At 71.4% G+C, this 17108-nt stretch carries 18 protein-coding genes; 9 read left to right on the top strand and 9 right to left on the bottom strand.

All coding sequences use genetic code 11. The annotated features are described in order from the left end of the window. Nucleotides 1-296 precede the first annotated feature (296 nt). The 5 genes from OHB00_RS05380 to OHB00_RS05360 are packed head-to-tail and all read left to right on the top strand — an operon-like array spanning nucleotide 297 to nucleotide 4734. Nucleotides 297-2117 (top strand): ATP-binding protein, encoded by a 1821-nt coding sequence (locus OHB00_RS05380; RefSeq protein WP_406431752.1) that lies wholly within the window; start codon nucleotides 297-299, stop codon nucleotides 2115-2117. Nucleotides 2118-2122: 5 nt separating this feature from the next. Continuing rightward, nucleotides 2123-2533, top strand: a complete 411-nt coding sequence (locus tag OHB00_RS05375) for a roadblock/LC7 domain-containing protein (protein WP_046733906.1) — start codon at nucleotides 2123-2125, stop codon at nucleotides 2531-2533. Further along, nucleotides 2530-2901 carry a DUF742 domain-containing protein gene (locus OHB00_RS05370; protein WP_132892406.1) on the top strand — a complete coding sequence of 124 codons (372 nt, stop codon included), beginning with the start codon at nucleotides 2530-2532 and terminating at the stop codon, nucleotides 2899-2901. The genes OHB00_RS05375 and OHB00_RS05370 overlap by 4 nt, the downstream gene beginning before the upstream one ends. Next, nucleotides 2882-3487, top strand: a complete 606-nt coding sequence (locus tag OHB00_RS05365; protein WP_406431749.1) for a GTP-binding protein — start codon at nucleotides 2882-2884, stop codon at nucleotides 3485-3487. The genes OHB00_RS05370 and OHB00_RS05365 overlap by 20 nt, the downstream gene beginning before the upstream one ends. After that, nucleotides 3484-4734: a cytochrome P450 gene (locus tag OHB00_RS05360; RefSeq protein ID WP_406431747.1), complete on the top strand. Its 1251-nt coding sequence runs from the start codon at nucleotides 3484-3486 to the stop codon at nucleotides 4732-4734. The genes OHB00_RS05365 and OHB00_RS05360 overlap by 4 nt, the downstream gene beginning before the upstream one ends. Nucleotides 4735-4797: 63 nt before the next feature. Here the strand turns inward: OHB00_RS05360 and OHB00_RS05355 are convergent, their stop codons facing one another. The 4 genes from OHB00_RS05355 to OHB00_RS05340 all read right to left on the bottom strand — a co-directional run bounded on the left by OHB00_RS05355 (nucleotide 4798) and on the right by OHB00_RS05340 (nucleotide 10441). Continuing rightward, nucleotides 4798-6528 (bottom strand): hypothetical protein, encoded by a 1731-nt coding sequence (locus tag OHB00_RS05355; RefSeq protein WP_406431745.1) that lies wholly within the window; start codon nucleotides 6526-6528, stop codon nucleotides 4798-4800. A 376-nt stretch (nucleotides 6529-6904) separates the two neighbouring features. Next, a complete protein-coding gene (locus OHB00_RS05350) occupies nucleotides 6905-7123 on the bottom strand; it encodes a hypothetical protein (RefSeq protein ID WP_406431743.1) in 219 nt (72 codons plus the stop codon). 177 nt (nucleotides 7124-7300) lie between these two features. Next, nucleotides 7301-8935: an amidohydrolase gene (locus OHB00_RS05345; RefSeq protein WP_406431741.1), complete on the bottom strand. Its 1635-nt coding sequence runs from the start codon at nucleotides 8933-8935 to the stop codon at nucleotides 7301-7303. Between the two features lie 12 nt (nucleotides 8936-8947). After that, nucleotides 8948-10441 carry an APC family permease gene (locus tag OHB00_RS05340; RefSeq protein ID WP_406431739.1) on the bottom strand — a complete coding sequence of 498 codons (1494 nt, stop codon included), beginning with the start codon at nucleotides 10439-10441 and terminating at the stop codon, nucleotides 8948-8950. Between the two features lie 128 nt (nucleotides 10442-10569). Between OHB00_RS05340 and OHB00_RS05335 the strand changes: the two genes are divergently transcribed. Both OHB00_RS05335 and OHB00_RS05330 read left to right on the top strand, forming a co-directional pair. Beyond that, on the top strand, nucleotides 10570-11298 hold the full coding sequence (locus tag OHB00_RS05335; RefSeq protein WP_406431737.1) for a TetR/AcrR family transcriptional regulator: 729 nt from the start codon (nucleotides 10570-10572) through the stop codon (nucleotides 11296-11298). Nucleotides 11299-11350: 52 nt separating this feature from the next. Next, nucleotides 11351-11743, top strand: a complete 393-nt coding sequence (locus OHB00_RS05330; protein ID WP_406431735.1) for a VOC family protein — start codon at nucleotides 11351-11353, stop codon at nucleotides 11741-11743. Between the two features lie 6 nt (nucleotides 11744-11749). Here the strand turns inward: OHB00_RS05330 and OHB00_RS05325 are convergent, their stop codons facing one another. Continuing rightward, nucleotides 11750-12055 (bottom strand): DUF4235 domain-containing protein, encoded by a 306-nt coding sequence (locus OHB00_RS05325; protein ID WP_406431733.1) that lies wholly within the window; start codon nucleotides 12053-12055, stop codon nucleotides 11750-11752. 16 nt (nucleotides 12056-12071) lie between these two features. Beyond that, the gene (locus OHB00_RS05320) at nucleotides 12072-13088 is read right to left on the bottom strand and encodes a glutathione S-transferase family protein (RefSeq protein WP_406431731.1); all 1017 of its coding nucleotides are present in this window, start codon (nucleotides 13086-13088) and stop codon (nucleotides 12072-12074) included. Between the two features lie 197 nt (nucleotides 13089-13285). Here OHB00_RS05320 and OHB00_RS05315 point away from each other — a divergent pair, with 197 nt between their 5' ends. Next, a complete protein-coding gene (locus OHB00_RS05315) occupies nucleotides 13286-14257 on the top strand; it encodes a cation diffusion facilitator family transporter (RefSeq protein ID WP_406431729.1) in 972 nt (323 codons plus the stop codon). Nucleotides 14258-14377: 120 nt separating this feature from the next. Here the strand turns inward: OHB00_RS05315 and OHB00_RS05310 are convergent, their stop codons facing one another. From OHB00_RS05310 to OHB00_RS05300, 3 genes are all read right to left on the bottom strand, one after another. Then, nucleotides 14378-14818 (bottom strand): nitroreductase family deazaflavin-dependent oxidoreductase, encoded by a 441-nt coding sequence (locus OHB00_RS05310; RefSeq protein WP_406431727.1) that lies wholly within the window; start codon nucleotides 14816-14818, stop codon nucleotides 14378-14380. A 124-nt stretch (nucleotides 14819-14942) separates the two neighbouring features. Beyond that, complete coding sequence (locus OHB00_RS05305) at nucleotides 14943-15575, bottom strand: LysE family transporter (RefSeq protein ID WP_406431725.1); 633 nt, start codon at nucleotides 15573-15575, stop codon at nucleotides 14943-14945. Continuing rightward, nucleotides 15572-15850, bottom strand: coding sequence for a hypothetical protein (locus OHB00_RS05300; protein WP_406431723.1), 279 nt, complete (start codon nucleotides 15848-15850; stop codon nucleotides 15572-15574). Before OHB00_RS05300 ends, OHB00_RS05305 begins: the two co-directional genes overlap by 4 nt. An 18-nt stretch (nucleotides 15851-15868) precedes the next feature. On the opposite strand from OHB00_RS05300, the gene OHB00_RS05295 reads away from it, so the two are divergent. Continuing rightward, nucleotides 15869-17104: a cytochrome P450 gene (locus OHB00_RS05295; RefSeq protein ID WP_406431721.1), complete on the top strand. Its 1236-nt coding sequence runs from the start codon at nucleotides 15869-15871 to the stop codon at nucleotides 17102-17104. Nucleotides 17105-17108: the final 4 nt, after the last annotated feature.

The raw sequence follows: 17108 nt of genomic DNA, 5'->3' as shown, positions 1-17108 counted from the left end.
TGTACAGGAGCCTTGGGGGGTCGTGGCAACCCGGGGCGTGGGGCGCATGTCGGGAAGGCGCGGTCAGGAATGGGTATTTGTTGATTTGCCGCCAACTGGCTGAGCGTGACGGAACCCTCACTTCCTCTGCTCGTTCGGGTTGATCCTTTCGGGTTCAAACCCGATAAGCTCCCTTCCGTCACAGCGAGTTGACGCACCCCAGGGTGGGTCCGTCCCGCCGTGCGTACTCATGAGTGCGGCCTTCGCACACTGCCCTTGTTCGCTGTTGTCCGATTGTGTTGCTTCGAAGGATGCAGATGGAACTCGCCACTCCGCCGCCGGCGGCGCGGGCCCCTGTCGCCTGGTACAGCTGGTGGCTGATGCCGCTGGCCTTAGGGGGAGGGACGGTCGCCGCCACGTTCATGAGCTCCGAGCGAATAACCGCGGCCGTGGCCGGTGCCGCGGCCACCGTCGCGAGCTTGGTGTGCGTACGCCTGCTGATCCGCTCCCAGCGGCAACTGCGGAGCGCAGAAGGGTCGTTCCGCAGCTCGCAGGCCGAGCACTCCCAGCAGTGGCAGCAGCATGTCTCGGCCCTGGAGCGCAAGTTCTCCGCCGAGCGCGCCACGCTGGAGGGCCGGCTCAACGAGCAGTCGGCCGCGTTCGACGCCCAGCTCGGTGAGCAGGCGTCCGCATTCGAGGCCCAGCTGGCCGACCGGACCGCCCACTACGACGCCCAACTGGCCGAGCAGGCGCGGGCGTACGAGGAGCGGCTCGCCGACCAGCTGACGTCCTCCGAGGCACAGCTCGCCGACCAGGCCGATGTCTGGCAGGAGCAGGTCACGCATCAGCGGGCCGCGATCTCCCGGCTGGCCGACGAGCAGCTGCCCGAGGCGTTGAAGCGGCTCCTCGACGGCGACGCCGTCGACGACCTGCTGCCCGTGGCCGACCAGTGCGCCAAGGTGGACAAGGAGCTCCAGGCCGACCTGCGCCGCATCCTGCGCACCGCGCTGATCGGCGTGGAGGAGGAGTTCAACCGCTCCACCTCCGCGGAGCAGGCCGTGATCAGCATCGGCAACCGCATCCACGTCCTGACCAGCAAGCTGCGCGGCCGGCTGCACGAGATGCAGGGTGAGCACGGCCGGCTGCCGGCCGTGGCCCGCGGTCTCATGGAGCTCGACCAGGAGCTCGGCCCCGCCGACTCGCTCGCCGCCAGCATCGGCGTGCTGGGCGGCTCGGACCGCCCCGGCCGCCAGTGGCAGGAGCCCCAGCGGCTGCTCAGCGTGGTGCGCGGCGGCATCGGCCGGATCAAGGACTTCCACCGCGTCGAGGTCCGGCATCTGCCCGAACTCGGCGTCGACGGCGGCCTGGTGGACCACCTCACGCTGATCTTCGCCCACCTGCTGGACAACGCGGCCCGCTACTCGCCGCCCACCGAGCCGGTCGTGGTCTCCGGCAAGGAGGTCCCCAACGGTGTCGGCATCGAGATCCAGGACTCCGGCAAGGGCCTGAACGAGGAGAAGAAGCGCGAGGCCGAACACTCCCTGGCGGGCACCGGGGCCGGACCCGGTATCGGCGGCATCTCCGAGGACGCCAACATCGGCCTGCGGGTCGTCGGCATCCTCGCCCGCCGCTACGGCATCCGGGTCACCTTCTCGGACTCGCCCTGGCTCGGCACCTCGGTGGTCGTCGTGGTCCCGCACAAGTTCTTCAGTCCGCTGCCCGCGGCCGGCCCGGCCCCGGTCCCCGCGTCGGCCGCCCCCGCCGCCGCGTCCCCGGTGCAGGCGCACGGCCCGGTCGCCGTCGAAACCGTCACTCAGCCGGAATCCGGCGAGGCCCTGGACACCACCCCGGGCGGACTGCCCCGGCGGCGCAGCCAGCGCCGCGCGGACGAGCAGCCCGGGGAGCGCGTCACCCGCACGGAGGGCACGGCGTTCACCGCGGTCCCGCCGGAGGAGTCCTTCGCGGGCCTGGCCGCCTTCGCCACCGCGGGCCGCGCGCCCGTTGCGGACGAAGGGTCCGGCAGCGAGGCCGAGTTGACCGGAGACCAAGACGTAGTGGCACCCGCGACCCCGGCCGGCACCGATGATGCCGCCGCCGGACGCGAGTCCACGGAGCACCGCACTGAAGAGAGCGACTAGTCCACATGACGCAACAGGGAACCGACGTGAGCTGGGCGCTCCGTGATCTGGTGGAGAGCATCCCGGAGATCCGTTTCGCCCTCGTGGCCTCGAGCGACGGCAAGGCCATCACCTCCTTCGGCGCCGAGGACCCCGACGACGTGGACCGCTTCGCGGCCGTGGTGGCCGGGCTGCAGGCGCTCGCCCAGCCGGTCGCCGAGCAGTTCCCCAAGTACGCGGGGCAGCTGCGGCTGGCGATGATCGAGGTCGACGGCGGTCACCTCTTCGTCGTGCGGGCCGGTGTGGAGACGTACCTCGGGGTCCTCGCCCGCGAGGGACTCGACCAGGGGTTGCTCGGGCATCAGATGCGGGACCTCTCCCGGCGGATGGGCGAGCTGCTCGGCACCTCTCCGCGCCTGGAGGAGCACTCTGGATGAGTGCTCCCCGCCGGCCCACGGACCCGTCCGGTCTAGAGCGTTATTACGTCCTCACCGGGGGGCGCAGCGGACCGGGCGGGGCGGCGTCGAGCCTCGACGTGGCCACCCTCGTCGTCTCTCGCACCGCCCCTGTCCCGGGGATGCAGCACGAGTACGAGGAGATAGTCCGGCGCTGCCGTGATCCGCTGTCGGTGGCCGAACTCACCGCCCATCTCGGATTGCCCTTCAACATTCTCGCGGTGCTGTTGGCGGATCTGCTGGACGCAGGCCGTATTGAAGCCCGTGATCCCATTCCGGCGCACCACGCCGGACGCGGGCCTGACCTCGCGCTCCTCCAGGAGGTACTCAGTGGACTTGAAAGGCTTTGACCATCCCGGCGACCCTGGTGCCGGGGGGACCCGCTCGGTCAAGGTGATGATCGCCGGGGGGTTCGGCACCGGGAAGACCACCATGGTCCGCTCCGTCAGCGACATCAAGCCGCTCACCACCGAGGAGACCCTCACCCAGGCGACCGTCGGCGTCGACAACCTCATCGGGGTCGCGGACAAGGCCGAGACCACGGTCAGCCTCGACTTCGGCAAGATCAGCCTCAACGAGAGCCTGATGCTGTACCTGTTCGGCACCCCCGGACAGGAACGGTTCTGGTTCCTGTGGAACGGCCTGTTCAAGGGCGCGCTCGGGGCTGTGGTCCTGGTGGACACCCGGCGGCTGGCCTCCAGCTTCCGGGCGATCGAGGAGATGGAGCGGCAGAACGTGCCCTTCGTCATCGCCCTGAACGTGTTCCCGGACTGCAGGGAACACCCCATCGAGGAGATCCGGGACGCGCTCGACATCTCCCCGCACACCCCGATCGTGGCCTGCGACGCCCGTGACCGGGCCTCCAGCCGTGACGTGCTGATCACCTTGATACGCCATCTGAAGGAACGCTCCGCCGTCGCCCTGGAGCACCGATGAACGACCAGAACCTCGACAGTCCCGACGCGCCCCGCGGCTGCCCGGTGGCGCACGGTTCGGCCGAACTGGCCCGGCTGTACGGGCCCGAGGCGGCGACCGACCCGCTCGGCATCTACGAGCGGCTGCGCAAGGAGCACGGCTCCGTCGCGCCGGTGCTGCTGGAGGGGGACATCAACGCCTGGCTGGTGCTGGGCTACCGGGACAGCCGGCGGGTGCTCGACAATCCCCGCCAGTTCGCCCGGGACGCGCGGATCTGGCGGGACTGGCGGGAGGGCCGGGTCGCGGAGAACCATCCGCTGGTTCCGATGGTCGCCTGGCGCCCCGACTGTGTCTCCCAGGACGGCGAGGCGCACCGCCGGCTGCGCGGTGCCGTCAACGACGGGCTCCAGGCCGCCGTGGGCCGCGGTATCCGGCGCCATGCCACGCACTTCGCCAACAAGCAGATCGACGCGTTCGCGGACAAGGGCCGCGCCGATCTGGTGGCGGACTACGCCGGTTACCTGCCGATGCTGATCCTCACCCGCATCCTGGGCCTGACCGAGGCGGAGGGGCGCCGGCTGGTCGAGTCCAGCGCCATGGTGTTCCAGGGCGGCGAGGACGCGATCCTGCACGACGGCATCATCAGGGAGATCCTCGGCGAACTCGTCGAGCGCAAGCGGACCGAGCCAGGATCCGACTTCACGACCGGTCTGCTGGAGCATCACGCGGCCCTCGACCACGACGAGGTCGTGAGCCATCTGCGCCTGGTGCTGGTGGCCGGGCACAGCACGACCAGCAATCTGCTGGCCCGGGTGCTGCAGCTGGTCCTAACGGACGATTCGCGGCTCTCCGGCCTGATCAGCGGTCAGCTGACCATCTCGGCGCTGGTGGACGAGGTCATGTGGAACTCTCCTCCGCTGTCCGTCCTGCCGGGGCGCTTCGCCGTCAGCGACGTCGAACTGGGCGGCCACCGCATCGAGGAGGGCGACCTGCTCGTCCTCGGCCTCGCACCGGGCAACCTCGACCCCGAGGTCCGGCCCGACCCGGGCGTCTCGGTGCAGGGCAACGGGTCGCACCTGGCGTTCAGCGCCGGCCCGCACGAGTGCCCCGGGCAGAGCATCGGGATGTCCATCATCGAGATCGCGGTGGACGTCCTGCTGCACCGGCTGCCTGGCCTGCGCCTGGCCGTGCCGCCGGAGGAGCTCACCTCGACCGCGTCCACCTGGATGTCCCTGCTGGACAGCCTGCCGGTCGAGTTCGCGGTATAGGCCCGGACACGCCGCTGCCCGGTCGGGTCACCCGACCGGGCAGCGGCGTCGTCCCACCCGGCGTCAGCCGTCGAGCCAGTCTCCTGTGACGCCCGTGGGGCGGTGTCCCGTCGCGTTCCAGAGGAAATGCGGGTGGGCACAGGCGAACATGTAGGCGAGCAGTGCGGTGTCCTCCCTCCCGGTCTCAGGATCGTGCAGGGCGTGAAACCTCTCGGACCCGACCACGCCGGCGTCCTGCTGGACCTGACGAGCGCGGTCCGTGGACGGTGCGGTGCCGGATGCCTCCACGGCGGCGATGTAGGTGCGGCGCAGGATCTCCCATGTGCTGTCGGTGTTGCCGTGCCACGGGCCGTGCAGTGCTTCGAAGGCATGGAGCTCGGCGTCGAAGAGGGGCCATGTCCGGGGGAACTGGGCTCGGCAGCGCGCGGACAGCTCGGCGGTCCGGGTGCTCAGTGCCGGTGCGGAGGGCCGCGGGGCGATGGTGAGGGTGGTGCCGTGGGTGAGGATGCCGGTGCACGGGTTGGGCCGCAGGTCGCAGAGCGAGCACCCCTGGGCCGGGGGCAGGCCCTGGGTGATGCCGTCGAACCACAGGGCGTGGCGGCCCGTGAGCCCCATCCAGACTATGGTGGTGGTCATCAGCCAGGTGTTCCACATCGGGCGGTGCGCCTCGGGCATGCAGCCGTACTTGACGAGGGCTATGGCGCAGGCAGCGTAGAAGGCCTTGGTGTGGGTGGGCATGTCGGCGAGCCAGAAGTTGCTGATCTCGCCGGTGAGGGCGTCGGCTCGTACGTCGGCCATGTCGTCGATGACGCGGCACAGCAGCAGGGAGGCGAGGTTTTCCTCCTGCCAGAGTTCGGTGTCGGGTGCGACGTGCCAGAACAGGCAGTCCAGCACCTGCAGGGCCGAGTAGGTGCTCTGGCCGAGCGGGTTGGTCTGGGGGAGCACGACATCGCCCGCGTGGTGCTGTCGGAGCCAGTACTCGTCGACGGACCGCTTGTGGGCCGCGAAGAGTCCGGAGACCAGGGCCCGTGCGCTGTTGGTGCTGAAACTCTCGGCCAAGCGGTCTTCGACGTGTTGGGTGAGGCGTGCGGTGTCGATGGTGTCGATCACGCGTTTGTATTCGTGGAAGACGAGGATGTCGTCTTCGAAGCGGTGCCGGTGGCCGAGGTCCCGCTCAAGGTCGTTCATCTGCCGGGTCCATGACCAGCCACCGGTCAGGACGCTGTCGAGTTCCCGGCGGTACGGCCAGGTCTTCTCGGCGAGGGGACGACCGGCGCTCTGCCGCCAGCGGTAGTCACCCAGCGTCCGTGCGGGGGGCGTGGGCAGCTGCCGGCACAGCGGGCAGGCGCAGGCGGCGGTCTGCTCCTCCTCGCGCGGTGGGACGAGTGCCCGGCTCCTCCAGGCCCCCTCCAGCATCAAGCAGGTCAGCCGGCAGAGCTCGACGTCGGTGCTGACCTGGGGGAAGGCTGCTTCGATCATGCGCAGGCTGGTGTCGAGACGCCTCAACCTGGCGTAGCCCTCCTCGTCGGGCGGGAGGAGCGCACGCGCCGGCATCTGGAGGGCCCCCTCCAGATGCACCGTGGTACCGGCGTGGGGGGATCCGCACGCGTCCAGCCGCTGCTGAGCGGCGTTCTGGCACCTTCGGTACTCCTCCGTGCTCCCGTTGATGCGTTCGACCAGGAAGCCGGCCAGGGTGTCTGCCGCCTCCGCGGGCTGGAGCCGGGCGCTTGGCTGCGCCGGGAGCAAGCTGTCGGCGGACGCCTTCGGAACAGCACCTACGCCTCGGAATTTCACACCGGTCTCCTTCGAACTGTGGTCCTGGCGACGGAATCGACCGACCCCGTCGTCGGCCGGGAACGTCCGGGGATCTCGCTGTCCCTTCGGGGACGGCCTCGGCCCGGACAGCCGGACTCACGCGACCGGCTCCGGCTCCTGCCGCGAACGACCGCGAGGGGTACGACTGCTTGGTGACGGCCGCGGACGGAGCGGGCCGCCCACCTGGCCTGCTGGGACGAACTGCTCCGTGGCCGCCCGGTTCTCGAACGCAGCGAGCCGCTCGTCCACGGCGGATTCGTCCTCGACATCGCCGGCCTTCGCCGGCCGGCTCCACCCCTGTCGAGGCACTCCTGCTACCGGACGAGCACCTGCGTCGCCGCGTCAGCCGTGTCGATCAGCAAGGCCGGCGGATCCAGGACCACCTGCTGCTGCCCGCGGGGCGCGGCGGGGCGGCGACGGGCTCACGCGCCACCTCGGCTCTGCCGGCCGACGCGGCTTCGCCGTGCGCCAGGTCCATGTCGAGGAGCCGGCGCGGACGGCGGACGCGCGCGAACTCCGGATGCTCACCGACGGGGGTCTGGAAGGGCAGGTCGAACGTGACGTCCTGAGGCATGTGTTTCCTTTCGGGCGACAGTGCGCAGAGCCCCCCGTCCCTGCGAACGGGTGGCCTGTCGGCCACCCGTGCACTCGAACTGGCCTTCGTGACTCGAAAGTTGAGCCGTGAAGCGCTACGAGGCTGCCCAGAGCGTAAATGATCTACGCGTGGCCTGGCCGTGACGTGTGTTACTGCTCACGCCTCCTGAGCCGAGTACACTCGCGCGCCCCCGACGTATGTGTGCGCGACGCGTGTGTCCGCGATGCGCTCCGGGGGGCCGGCGAACGGATCGCGGTCCAGGACCACCAGGTCCGCGAGCGCGCCTACCGCCACCCGCCCGGTGTTGTCGAGGTGGTTCACATAGGCCGAACCGGCCGTGTACGCACCGATCGCGTCGCCGAGCCCCAGCCGCTCGCCGGGCAGGAACACCGGCGCGTCGCCGCCCGGTTCGACCCGGTTCACGGCGACATGGATGCCCTGGAGGGGGTCGGGGCTGCTCACCGGCCAGTCGCTGCCGCCCGCGAGCCGCGCCCCGGAGCGCAGCAGCGACCCGAACGGGTACTGCCACCCGGCCCGTTCCGAGCCCAGGAAGGGAATCGTCAGCTCGTCCATCTGCGGCTCGTGCGCGGCCCACAGCGCCTGGATGTTGGCGGTGGCCCCGAGCCGGGCGAAACGCGGTACGTCGGCGGGGTGCACGACCTGGAGATGTGCCAGGTGGGGCCGCGTGTCGCTGGGCCCGTTGGCGGCCCGCGCGGCCTCGACGGCGTCCAGCGCGTCCCGCACCGCCCGGTCGCCCAGCGCGTGGAAGTGGCACTGGAAACCGAGCGCGTCCAACTCGGTCACGTACTTCGGCAGTTGCTTCGGTTCGATGAAGCTCTTGCCCCGATTGCGTGTCGCGCAGCCGCACTTGTCCAGGTAGGGGTCGAGCAGCGCCGCCGTGCCGTTCTCGGCGACCCCGTCCAGCATCAGTTTCACCGTGCCCGCCCGGAACCGGCCGTGGCTCAACGCGGCCCGCTTCTCCACCAGTTCCGGAATCTGCTCGGCCCCCCGCTCCCGGTCCCACCACAGCGCGCCGACCACCCGCGCGGTCAGCGAGCCGTCCCGGGCGGCGGTGAGATACGCCTCGGACGGGTCGTCCATGCCGAGGAACTCCCCGACCAGCGCGTCCTGCCAGGCGGTGATGCCGAGCGCGTGCAGATGCCGCTGGGCGTGCAGCAGCGCCGCGAGCCGGTCAGCCGGGCCGGCCGGCGGGGCGAGCCGGCCGACCAGCTGCATCGCGCCCTCCTGGAGTGTGCCGCTCGGCGCTCCGGAGGCGTCCCGCTCGATCCGCCCGTCGGCCGGGTCGGGCGTGTCGCGGTCGATCCCGGCCAGCTCCAGCGCCCGGCTGTTGACCCAGGCCCCGTGATGGTCCCGGTTGGGCAGATACACCGGCCGGTCCGGTACGACCGCGTCCAGCAGCTCCTTCGTCGGCGTACCGCCCTCGAACGCCTCCATGGACCAGCCGCCGCCCAGGATCCAGGCCCGCTCCGGGTGCGCCCCGGCGTAGGCGCGGACGGCGGCCACGGTCTCCTCGGCGGTCCGCAGTCCGGTCAGGTCGCACTGGGTCAGTTCGAGGCCGGCCGGGACCGGATGGACGTGCGCGTCCTGGAACCCGGGCAGCAGCAGCCGTCCGGCGAGGTCGACCACCTCGGTGCGCGGTCCGGCGAGTTCCCGCAGCTCCCCGGCGGAGCCGACGGCGGTGATGCGCTCACCGGTGACGGCGACGGCGGCGGCCGTCGGGCCCTCGGGGGTGAGGACGGGGCCACCGGTGAAGAGCATGTCTGCGTGCATGTTTCCTGTTCCTCAGTTGGGGGTCGTGAGCAGCTGGGGTGCGTCCGCGTCCGTGCCCTCGCCGGTGCGGAAGTACGGTGAGCGGCGCACGTACTTCGCCCAGCCGGCGGCGACGAACCCGGACCCGATCATCGCCAGCGGGGTGGCCAGCAGGAACCAGCCGTTGTCCGCGCTGACCTCGAAGTGGTCGGTGGAGGTGTAGAAGGACCAGCCGAGGTAGCCGCCGAGGCCCAGCAGGGCGAGCGCGCTCAGCGCCGGCAGCACCACGGCCCGTAGGCCCTGCCGCCAGTCCTCGCGCAGCAGCGAACGGAAGCGCGCGGCGGCGGCGAGCGCGGTGAGCGCGTACGACAGGGCGACGACGATGCCGACGGCGTTCACCGTCGCCATGATCATGTCGGCGAGGCGCGGGATCACCAGGGCGAGCGCGGCGACCGCCGCCGCCAGCACGCCGATCAGCAGCGTGCCGGCCGCCGGGGTCCCGTACCGGGCACTGACCGTGGACCACACCGGCCCGAGGGTACGGTCCCGGCTCATCGCGAACATGCCCCGGGCCGTCGGGATCACCCCGGCCTGGAGCGAGGCCACCGCCGAGAACATCAGCGCAACCAGCGGCAGCGCGGCCCACGGCTGGGAGGCCAGCCGGTCCCCGAAGAACGCCAGCCCCTCGGCCCCGTGCCCCGCCAGCTCCTTCTCGGAGAGCACGCGTTGGAACGCCACCGAGCCCAGCAGGAACAGCCCCAGCATGGTCACCAGGGTGATCAGTCCGGCCCGGGAGGCGTCCCGGGGGTCGCGGACCTCCTCGTTGACGCTGAACGCGGCCTCGAAACCCCAGTAGCAGAACACCGAAAGGAGCAGGCCCTGGGCGAGCGCGGTGGCCGACGGGATCGCGAACGGGTCGAACCAGCTCAGCCTGAAGGGGTGGGATCCGGTGACGATGCCGTACCCGCAGAAGCCGAGCAGGACCACGTACTCGAACACCAGCAGCCCGGCCTGCAGACGGGCGGCGGTGCGGATGCCGGTCACGGCGGTGAGGGTGACGGCGACCAGGACGACGATGCCGACGGCCGTGGTCTGAGCCGTCGAACCCGGGTCGAGGGCGAGCGAGCCGAGCCGGTGCACTCCGGCCTCTCCGGCCAGTTGCAGCATCGCCGATCCGGTGACCGCCGTGGTGTACGCCAGGAAGGCCACCGTCGCCACGATGTTCACCCAGCCGACCATGAAGCCGAGCCACGGATTGAGGGAACGGCCCACCCACACATAGCCGTTGCCCGCGTTCGGCTCCACCCGGTTCAGCCGGGAGTAGGCGCCCGCGATGCCGAGGACCGGCAGGAACGCCAGCAGCATGATGGCCGGCAGATGCAGCCCGACCACCCCGGCCGTCACCCCCAGACCGATGCCGATGCTGGTGGTCGCGGCCGTACTGGACGCGGCGACCGCGACGCCGTCGAGGACGCCGAGGGATCTGCGCAACTCAGGGGGGTCCGCTGTGTAGGGCTGGTCGGTCATGGCCGGCACACTCCGCTCGCACCTGGGGGCCCGGCTGGTCGGCCCCGGTGACGGGACATGAAACTGCCGGTTCGCTTCACAGGTCAACGGTGTTGTCATAAGGTGCGCCTCCAGGAAGGGAGACCCCATTGAGCGAACGTGTCGTCCCGGCCGCCGCCCGGCAGCGTCGGCGCCCCACCAAACAGGGGGTGGTCCTCACCGAGGAACTGATCGTCGAGACCGCGATGCGGCTGATCGAGGAGCACGGCGCCGAGGCCCTGTCCGTGCGCCGCCTCGGCCGCGCCCTGGGCGCCGACCCCAGCTCGCTCTACCGCTACTTCCGGCACACCGACGACCTGATGCTCGCCATCGCCGACGAGCTGATCGGCCGTACCCTGCGGGTCTGGCGGCCCACCGGCGACTGGCGCGCCGACCTGCGCGACCTCGGCCTGCGCATGCACGCCGGTGCCCTCGCCCACCCCCGGGCGGCGGTGCTCAGCGCCCACCGGGTGACCGGGCGGACGTACGAGATCCAGGCCGTCGAGACCATCCTCGGGATACTCCGGAACGCCGGTTTCCCGGACGCCGAGGCGGTCCGCGTGTACCACGCCTTCGTCGACCAGGCCCTCGCGTACGGCGCCCTCGACTCCGCCAACACCGCCCTGCCCAAGCCCGCCCGTGACGCCGAGGCGGACGTGTGGCGGGCCACCTACGCCCGGCTGCCCGCCACCAGCCATCCGCACATCGCGGCCACCGCCCGCCATCTCGTGGCCTCGATGCGGGGCAGCTCCTATCCCGCCGCCCTCGACCTGCTGCTGACGGCGGCCGGGGCCCGGCTCGCGGAGCTGCGCGCCGGGAAGCGGCTGGTCGGCGACTGAATCCGCTGATCGGGGACAGATGTGCGGGGGAGAACCTTCCGAGGGAGGAAGCATGGCACTGGTGACCGCGGCCATCGTGGTGCTCGACTGCGCAGAACCCGAGAAACTCGCCCAGTTCTACCGGGAGTTCCTGGACGCCGAGGACGGCGAGGCCTCGGCCAACCTGGTCGAGATCCGGGCCACCGGCGGCTTCCGGATCGCCTTCCGACGCGACGTCAACGCGACCCCGCCGAGCTGGCCGCGGCCCGAGAACTCGCTCCAGGCCCATCTCGACTTCCTGGTCGAGGACCTCGACGAGGCCGAGCGCCGGGTGGTCGGCCTCGGCGGACGGCCGATCGAGACGAAGGACCCGGCCGGGCCGTACGAGGAACGCGGGTACGCCGACCCGGCCGGACACTCCTTCACCCTGCGGCTGCTGCCGCCCTCCGCACCCAAGCAGGGCTGAACGCGCTCACTCCCGGCCGCCCTTCCGGGTCGCCGGCCAGACCCCGGTGGAGCGCTCTATGGCCGTCGCGCCGGTGCGGTCCACGGCGCTGCGCACCACCGCGAAGACCGCGCCCTGGACCGCCGCGGCCAGCAGCACCTCGCCCCAGCCGCGGTCCCGGTCCAGGGCGTCCGGCGCGTCCTGTTCGCCGCGCAGCGCCATCCAGGTCCGGCGGAAGACCAGCGCGCCCAGCGCCCCGCCGGCCCAGCTCAGCACGAACCCGGCGGGCGCGTAGACGAGGGGGAGCTTCAGCTTCTTCGTGCTCTTGGCCATGCCTGCCTCCGCGTTGTCAGGGCCGTCCCGCCACCGCGACCTCCTCGGCCGCCGGCACCGGGCCGGGCGGCGTCCCGTCCCCGAAGGGCCGGCCGCCGAGCTCCTCCCGGTGATGGGGCGTCAGCCACCCGGCGAGATCCGGGCCGAGGGGCACGATACGGGTCGGGTTGATCCCGGTGTGGACCTGGTAGTAGTGCCGTTTGATGTGGTCGAAGTCGACGGTGTCACCGAATCCCGGCGTCTGGTAGAGGTCCCTGGCGTACGCCCACAGCACCGGGTTCTCCGCGAGCTTGAAGCGGTTGCACTTGAAGTGGCCGTGATAGACGGCGTCGAACCGCACCAGTGTCGTGAACAGGCGGATGTCGGCCTCGGTGATCGTGTCCCCGACCAGGTAGCGCTGCCCGGCCAGCCGCCCGGCGAGCAGCTCCAGCCGCCGGAACACCCCCGCGCACGCCTCCTCGTACTTCTTCTGCTCGTGCGCGAACCCGGCCCGGTAGACCCCGTTGTTGACGTCCTCGTACACCTCGGCCATCACCACGTCGATCTCGTCGCGGTGCCGTGCCGGGTACAGGTCCGGTGCCCCTTCCCGGTGCAGTGCCGTCCACTCGGTGGCCAGGTCCAGGGTCAGCCGCTGGTAGTCGTTGGTCACCAGCTTCCCGCTCGGCACGTCCACGACCGCGGGCACGCTCACCCCGCCGGGGTAGCCGGTCTCCCGGCGGTCGTAGGCCTCGGCGAGGTACCGGATGCCGAGCACCGGGTCACGGCCGTCGGGGTCGAGGGTGAAGCGCCAGCTGCGGTCGTCCTGGATCGGGTCGGTGACGGCCATCGACAGAGCGTTCTCCAGGCCGAGCAGCCGCCGGGAGATCACCGACCGGCTCGCCCACGGGCAGGCGCGGCTGACCACCAGCCGGTACCGTCCGGCCGCCACCGGCCAGCCGTCGCGTCCGTCCGCGGTGATCCGGTCCGTGAAATGGCTGGGGGACCGGCTGAATGCCTTGTGCCCCAGCGCGCTGTTGCCGTCGCCGCCGCTCATCACGTCCTCCTTGCCGAGGGCCCGCCCACGGTCTGCCGGGGGTCCTGAGGCAATGCGTTCCCCCATTTCCGCCTTTCGCACGGAGTGATCAGCCCCCGTCGGGGCAGTCGGCGGTGGTGAGCAGGACGTCGTCGCAGAAGCACTCGGACCGGAAACGCTCGGAGCGCGAACGCGCGGGGGAGGGGAGCACGCAGGAGATGAGCCCGGAGCAGCAGCATTCGGACCAGCCGAAGGCGGATCGCAGGACGCGTGTGACCGTGTTCGTGGCGCTGGCCGCCAATCTGGTGATCGCGGCGGCCAAGGGTGTCGGCGGTGTCGTCGCCGGCTCGCCCGCACTGCTGTCGGAGGCCGCGCACTCCGTCGCCGACAGCCTGAACGAGGTGTTCCTGCTGGCCGCCCTGCGCCGCAGCCGCCGCCCGGCCGACACCCGGCACCCCTTCGGCTACGGCAAGGAGCGCTTCTTCTGGGCGCTGCTCGCCGCCGTCGGGATCTTCGTCATGGGCGGCTGCTTCTCCTTCTTCCAGGGGGTCGAGGCACTGCGCGACGGCGCGCAGGAGAAGCTCAGCGGCTATGTGGCCGGCCTGATCGTGCTGGGAGTCGCCCTGCTCGCCGAGGGCGCATCCCTGTTCCGGGCGCTGCACCAGGCCCGCCGGGAGGGCCGGGGCGTGCGGGATCCGGCCCTGCGGACGGTGATCGCCGAGGACGGCACCGCGGTGGTCGGCGTCTGCCTCGCGATCGTCGGCATGGTTCTGCACATGGTCACCGGCCAGGTCGCCTGGGAGGCGTCGGCCTCGCTGGCGATCGGCGTACTGCTGGTGTACGTCGCCTACCGGCTGGGCGCCGACGCCCGCGACCAGCTGATCGGGGAGGCGGCGGATCCCGAGCTCAGTGACAGGATCCGGGAGCAGCTCGCGGCGGAGCCCGAGATCGACAGCGTGGAGGCGCTCTTCACGATGCAGCTGGGCCTCGATACGACCCTGGTGGCGGCCCGGGTCGACCTGGTGCCGGGCCTCGACAGCGAGGACGTGGAGGAGGTCCTGGTGCGTATCAAGGGGGCGCTCGCCGAGACGTTCGACGAGGCCCTGCAGGTCTTCCTGGACGTGACCGACCGGTCCGCGCGGGAGGCAGTGGAAAGCCCCGCCGCGACGGGGGAACGCGGCGGGGCCTGACATTCGGCTGCCCGGCCCGGAGCCGGTTCATGCCTCCCGGAAACAGATTTTTCTAAATTCCGACGGTCCCAGGCCGGAATGGATTCCCGGAACCGTCACTTCCCCCTACTTCGGTTCCGGCTACTTCGGTTCCAGTACGAACACCGGGATCTCCCGGCTGGTCTTCTCCTGGTACTCGGCGTAGGGCGGATACGCCGCGACGGCCCGCTCCCACCATTCGGCCTTCTCCGCACCGGTGACCTCACGGGCGGTCATGTCCTGCTTGACCGGCCCGTCCTGGAGCTCGACGACCGGGTGCGACTTGATGTTGAAGTACCAGACGGGATGCTTGGGCGCCCCGCCCTGGGAGGCCACCACGGCGTACGCCCCGTCGTGCTCCACCCGCATCAGCGGCGTCTTGCGGATCTTCCCGCTCTTCACACCCAGGGTGGTCAGCACGATCACGGGCAGCCCCGTGTCCATCAGGGTGGTGCCCTCCTTCCCGCCCGAGCTCTCGTACAGCTCGACCTGTTCACGTACCCAGGCGGTCGGGCTGGGCTCGTACTCGCCCTCAAGAGGCATGAGGTCCGTCCCCTCGTCGCTTCCATGACTGACGCCACGATTCAACACCGGGAGTGCCCCGGATCATCCACGCGACACCGGTCTCCCCGACGGGACCTCGCCCGCGGCCCGGGCGCGCCGGCCGTCAGCCCGGCGCCAGCGCCATCCGGGCCGCCAGCCCCAGCATCACGCAGCTCGACAGCAGCGCCGTGACCAGGCGCCCACGGTGGCCGGTCAGCGCCCTGCCGAGGAGCGCGCCGCCGCTCGCCAGCAGCAGCTGCCAGCTCGCGGACGCGGCGAAGGCCGCGAGGACGAAGACTCCCTGCTCCAGCGGTCGTACCGCCTCGGCGGAACGGGTGCCGACCACCAGGGCCGCGAAGTAGATCACCGTCGTCGGGTTGAGCAGCGTGATCCCCAGGAGGCCGAGATACGCCCGCCCGGGGCCGGGTACCGGCCGCTCGGCCCGGGTCGCGAGCCGCCGCTCCCGGAACTGGCGCAGCGCGAGGGCCGCACCGCGCACGGCCAGCGCCACCAGCACCAGCGCGGAGGCCAGCCGCAGGGGACCGAGCACCGGCAGCAGCGCCGCCGCCAGCGCGGCGCCGCCGACCGCCGCGAGCAGGGCGTACAGGCCGTCGGCGGTCGCCACGCCGAGCGCCGCGCAGGCGCCGGTACGCAGTGACGTGCGAGCCGTGAGGGACACTAGATATGTGCCGACCGCGCCGACCGGGACGGCGATCCCGTACCCGGCGAGCAGGCCGGCGACGAGCGCGGCCGTCACGGGCGTGCGGGCTCGGGCCTCCAGGGACGCCCCGGCTGCTGCTGGACCCGCACCCGACGGAGGGTCGCGGTGGTCAGCGGCACGATGGCGTCAGGAGAGTTCATGCGCAGATCCTGGGGGCCGCGTCGCCGCACCGGCAAGCGAATTTCGGCGCGGAATCGCCCCCCGACCGCGTGCGGTTCGGCCAGATCATCCGATTCACCGATCTGGCTGAACTTGCGGTCGCCCCATAGGTGCCCCGGGCATCTAATGAAGATCGGCACGACGTACGACATTCGTCTGCGAGGTCTTCGATGAACGAACTGACGGACGTGACGGAACCCACTGTCCATCCGGCCGACCCTGTGGCCTGGCCGCAGGACCGCACGTGCCCCTACCACCCACCCGCCGGCTACGACCCGCTGCGCGACGGCGCCCAGCTGTCCCGTGTCACCCTCTACGACGGCCGTACCGCCTGGGCGGTCACCGGCCACGCCACGGCCCGGTCGCTGCTCTCCGACCCCCGGCTCTCCAGCGACCGCCGGCGCGAGGACTTCCCGATGCCGAACGCCCGGTTCGCGGTGGCCCGGGAGCGCCGCCAGGTCGCCCTGCTCGGCCTCGACGACCCCGAGCACCAGACGCAGCGCCGGATGCTGATCCCGGACTTCACCCTCAAACGCGCGACCGGGATGCGGCCGGCGATCCAGCGGATCGTCGACGAACTGCTCGACAGGATGATCGCCGCGGGGCCGCCCGCCGACCTGGTGAGCTCCTTCGCGCTGCCCGTGCCGTCCATGGTCATCTGCGACCTGCTGGGTGTGCCCTACGCCGACCACGAGTTCTTCGAGGCACAGTCCCGGCGGCTGCTGCGCGGCCCGGCACCCGCCGACTCCCTGGACGCGCGCGACCGGCTGGAGGCCTATCTGGGCGACCTGGCCGACCGCAAGAGCCGCGACGAGGCGCCCGGCGAAGGCGTCCTCGACGACCTCGTCCACGAGCGGCTGCGCGCGGGCGCCCTGGACCGCCAGGAGGTCGTCGCGCTCGCCCTCATCCTGCTGGTCGCCGGGCACGAGACCACCGCCAACATGATCTCGCTCGGCACCTTCACCCTGCTCCAGCAGCCCGAGCGGCTCGCCGAACTGCGCGCCGACCCCGCCCTGGTGCCGGCCGCCGTCGAGGAACTGATGCGGATGCTCTCCATCGCCGACGGCCTGCTGCGCGTCGCCCTGGAGGACATCGAGGTGGCCGGCACCACCATCCGCAAGGGCGACGGCGTGCTCTTCGCCACCTCGGTCATCAACCGCGACGAGACCGTGTACGACGACCCCGACACCCTCGACTGGCACCGCCCGGCCCGCCACCACGTGGCCTTCGGTTTCGGCATCCACCAGTGCCTGGGCCAGAACCTGGCCCGCACCGAGCTGGAGATCGCCCTGCGCACCCTGTGGGAGCGACTCCCGGACCTGCGGCTCGCCGCACCGCCGGAGGAGATTCCCTTCAAACCCGGCGACACGATCCAGGGGATGCTGGAACTCCCCGTGACCTGGTAAGAGG

The sequence above is a fragment of the Streptomyces sp. NBC_00631 genome (genome assembly GCF_045206895.1).
Taxonomy (GTDB): Bacteria; Actinomycetota; Actinomycetes; order Streptomycetales; family Streptomycetaceae; genus Streptomyces.
This window is presented reverse-complemented; position numbering and strand designations above follow the sequence as displayed.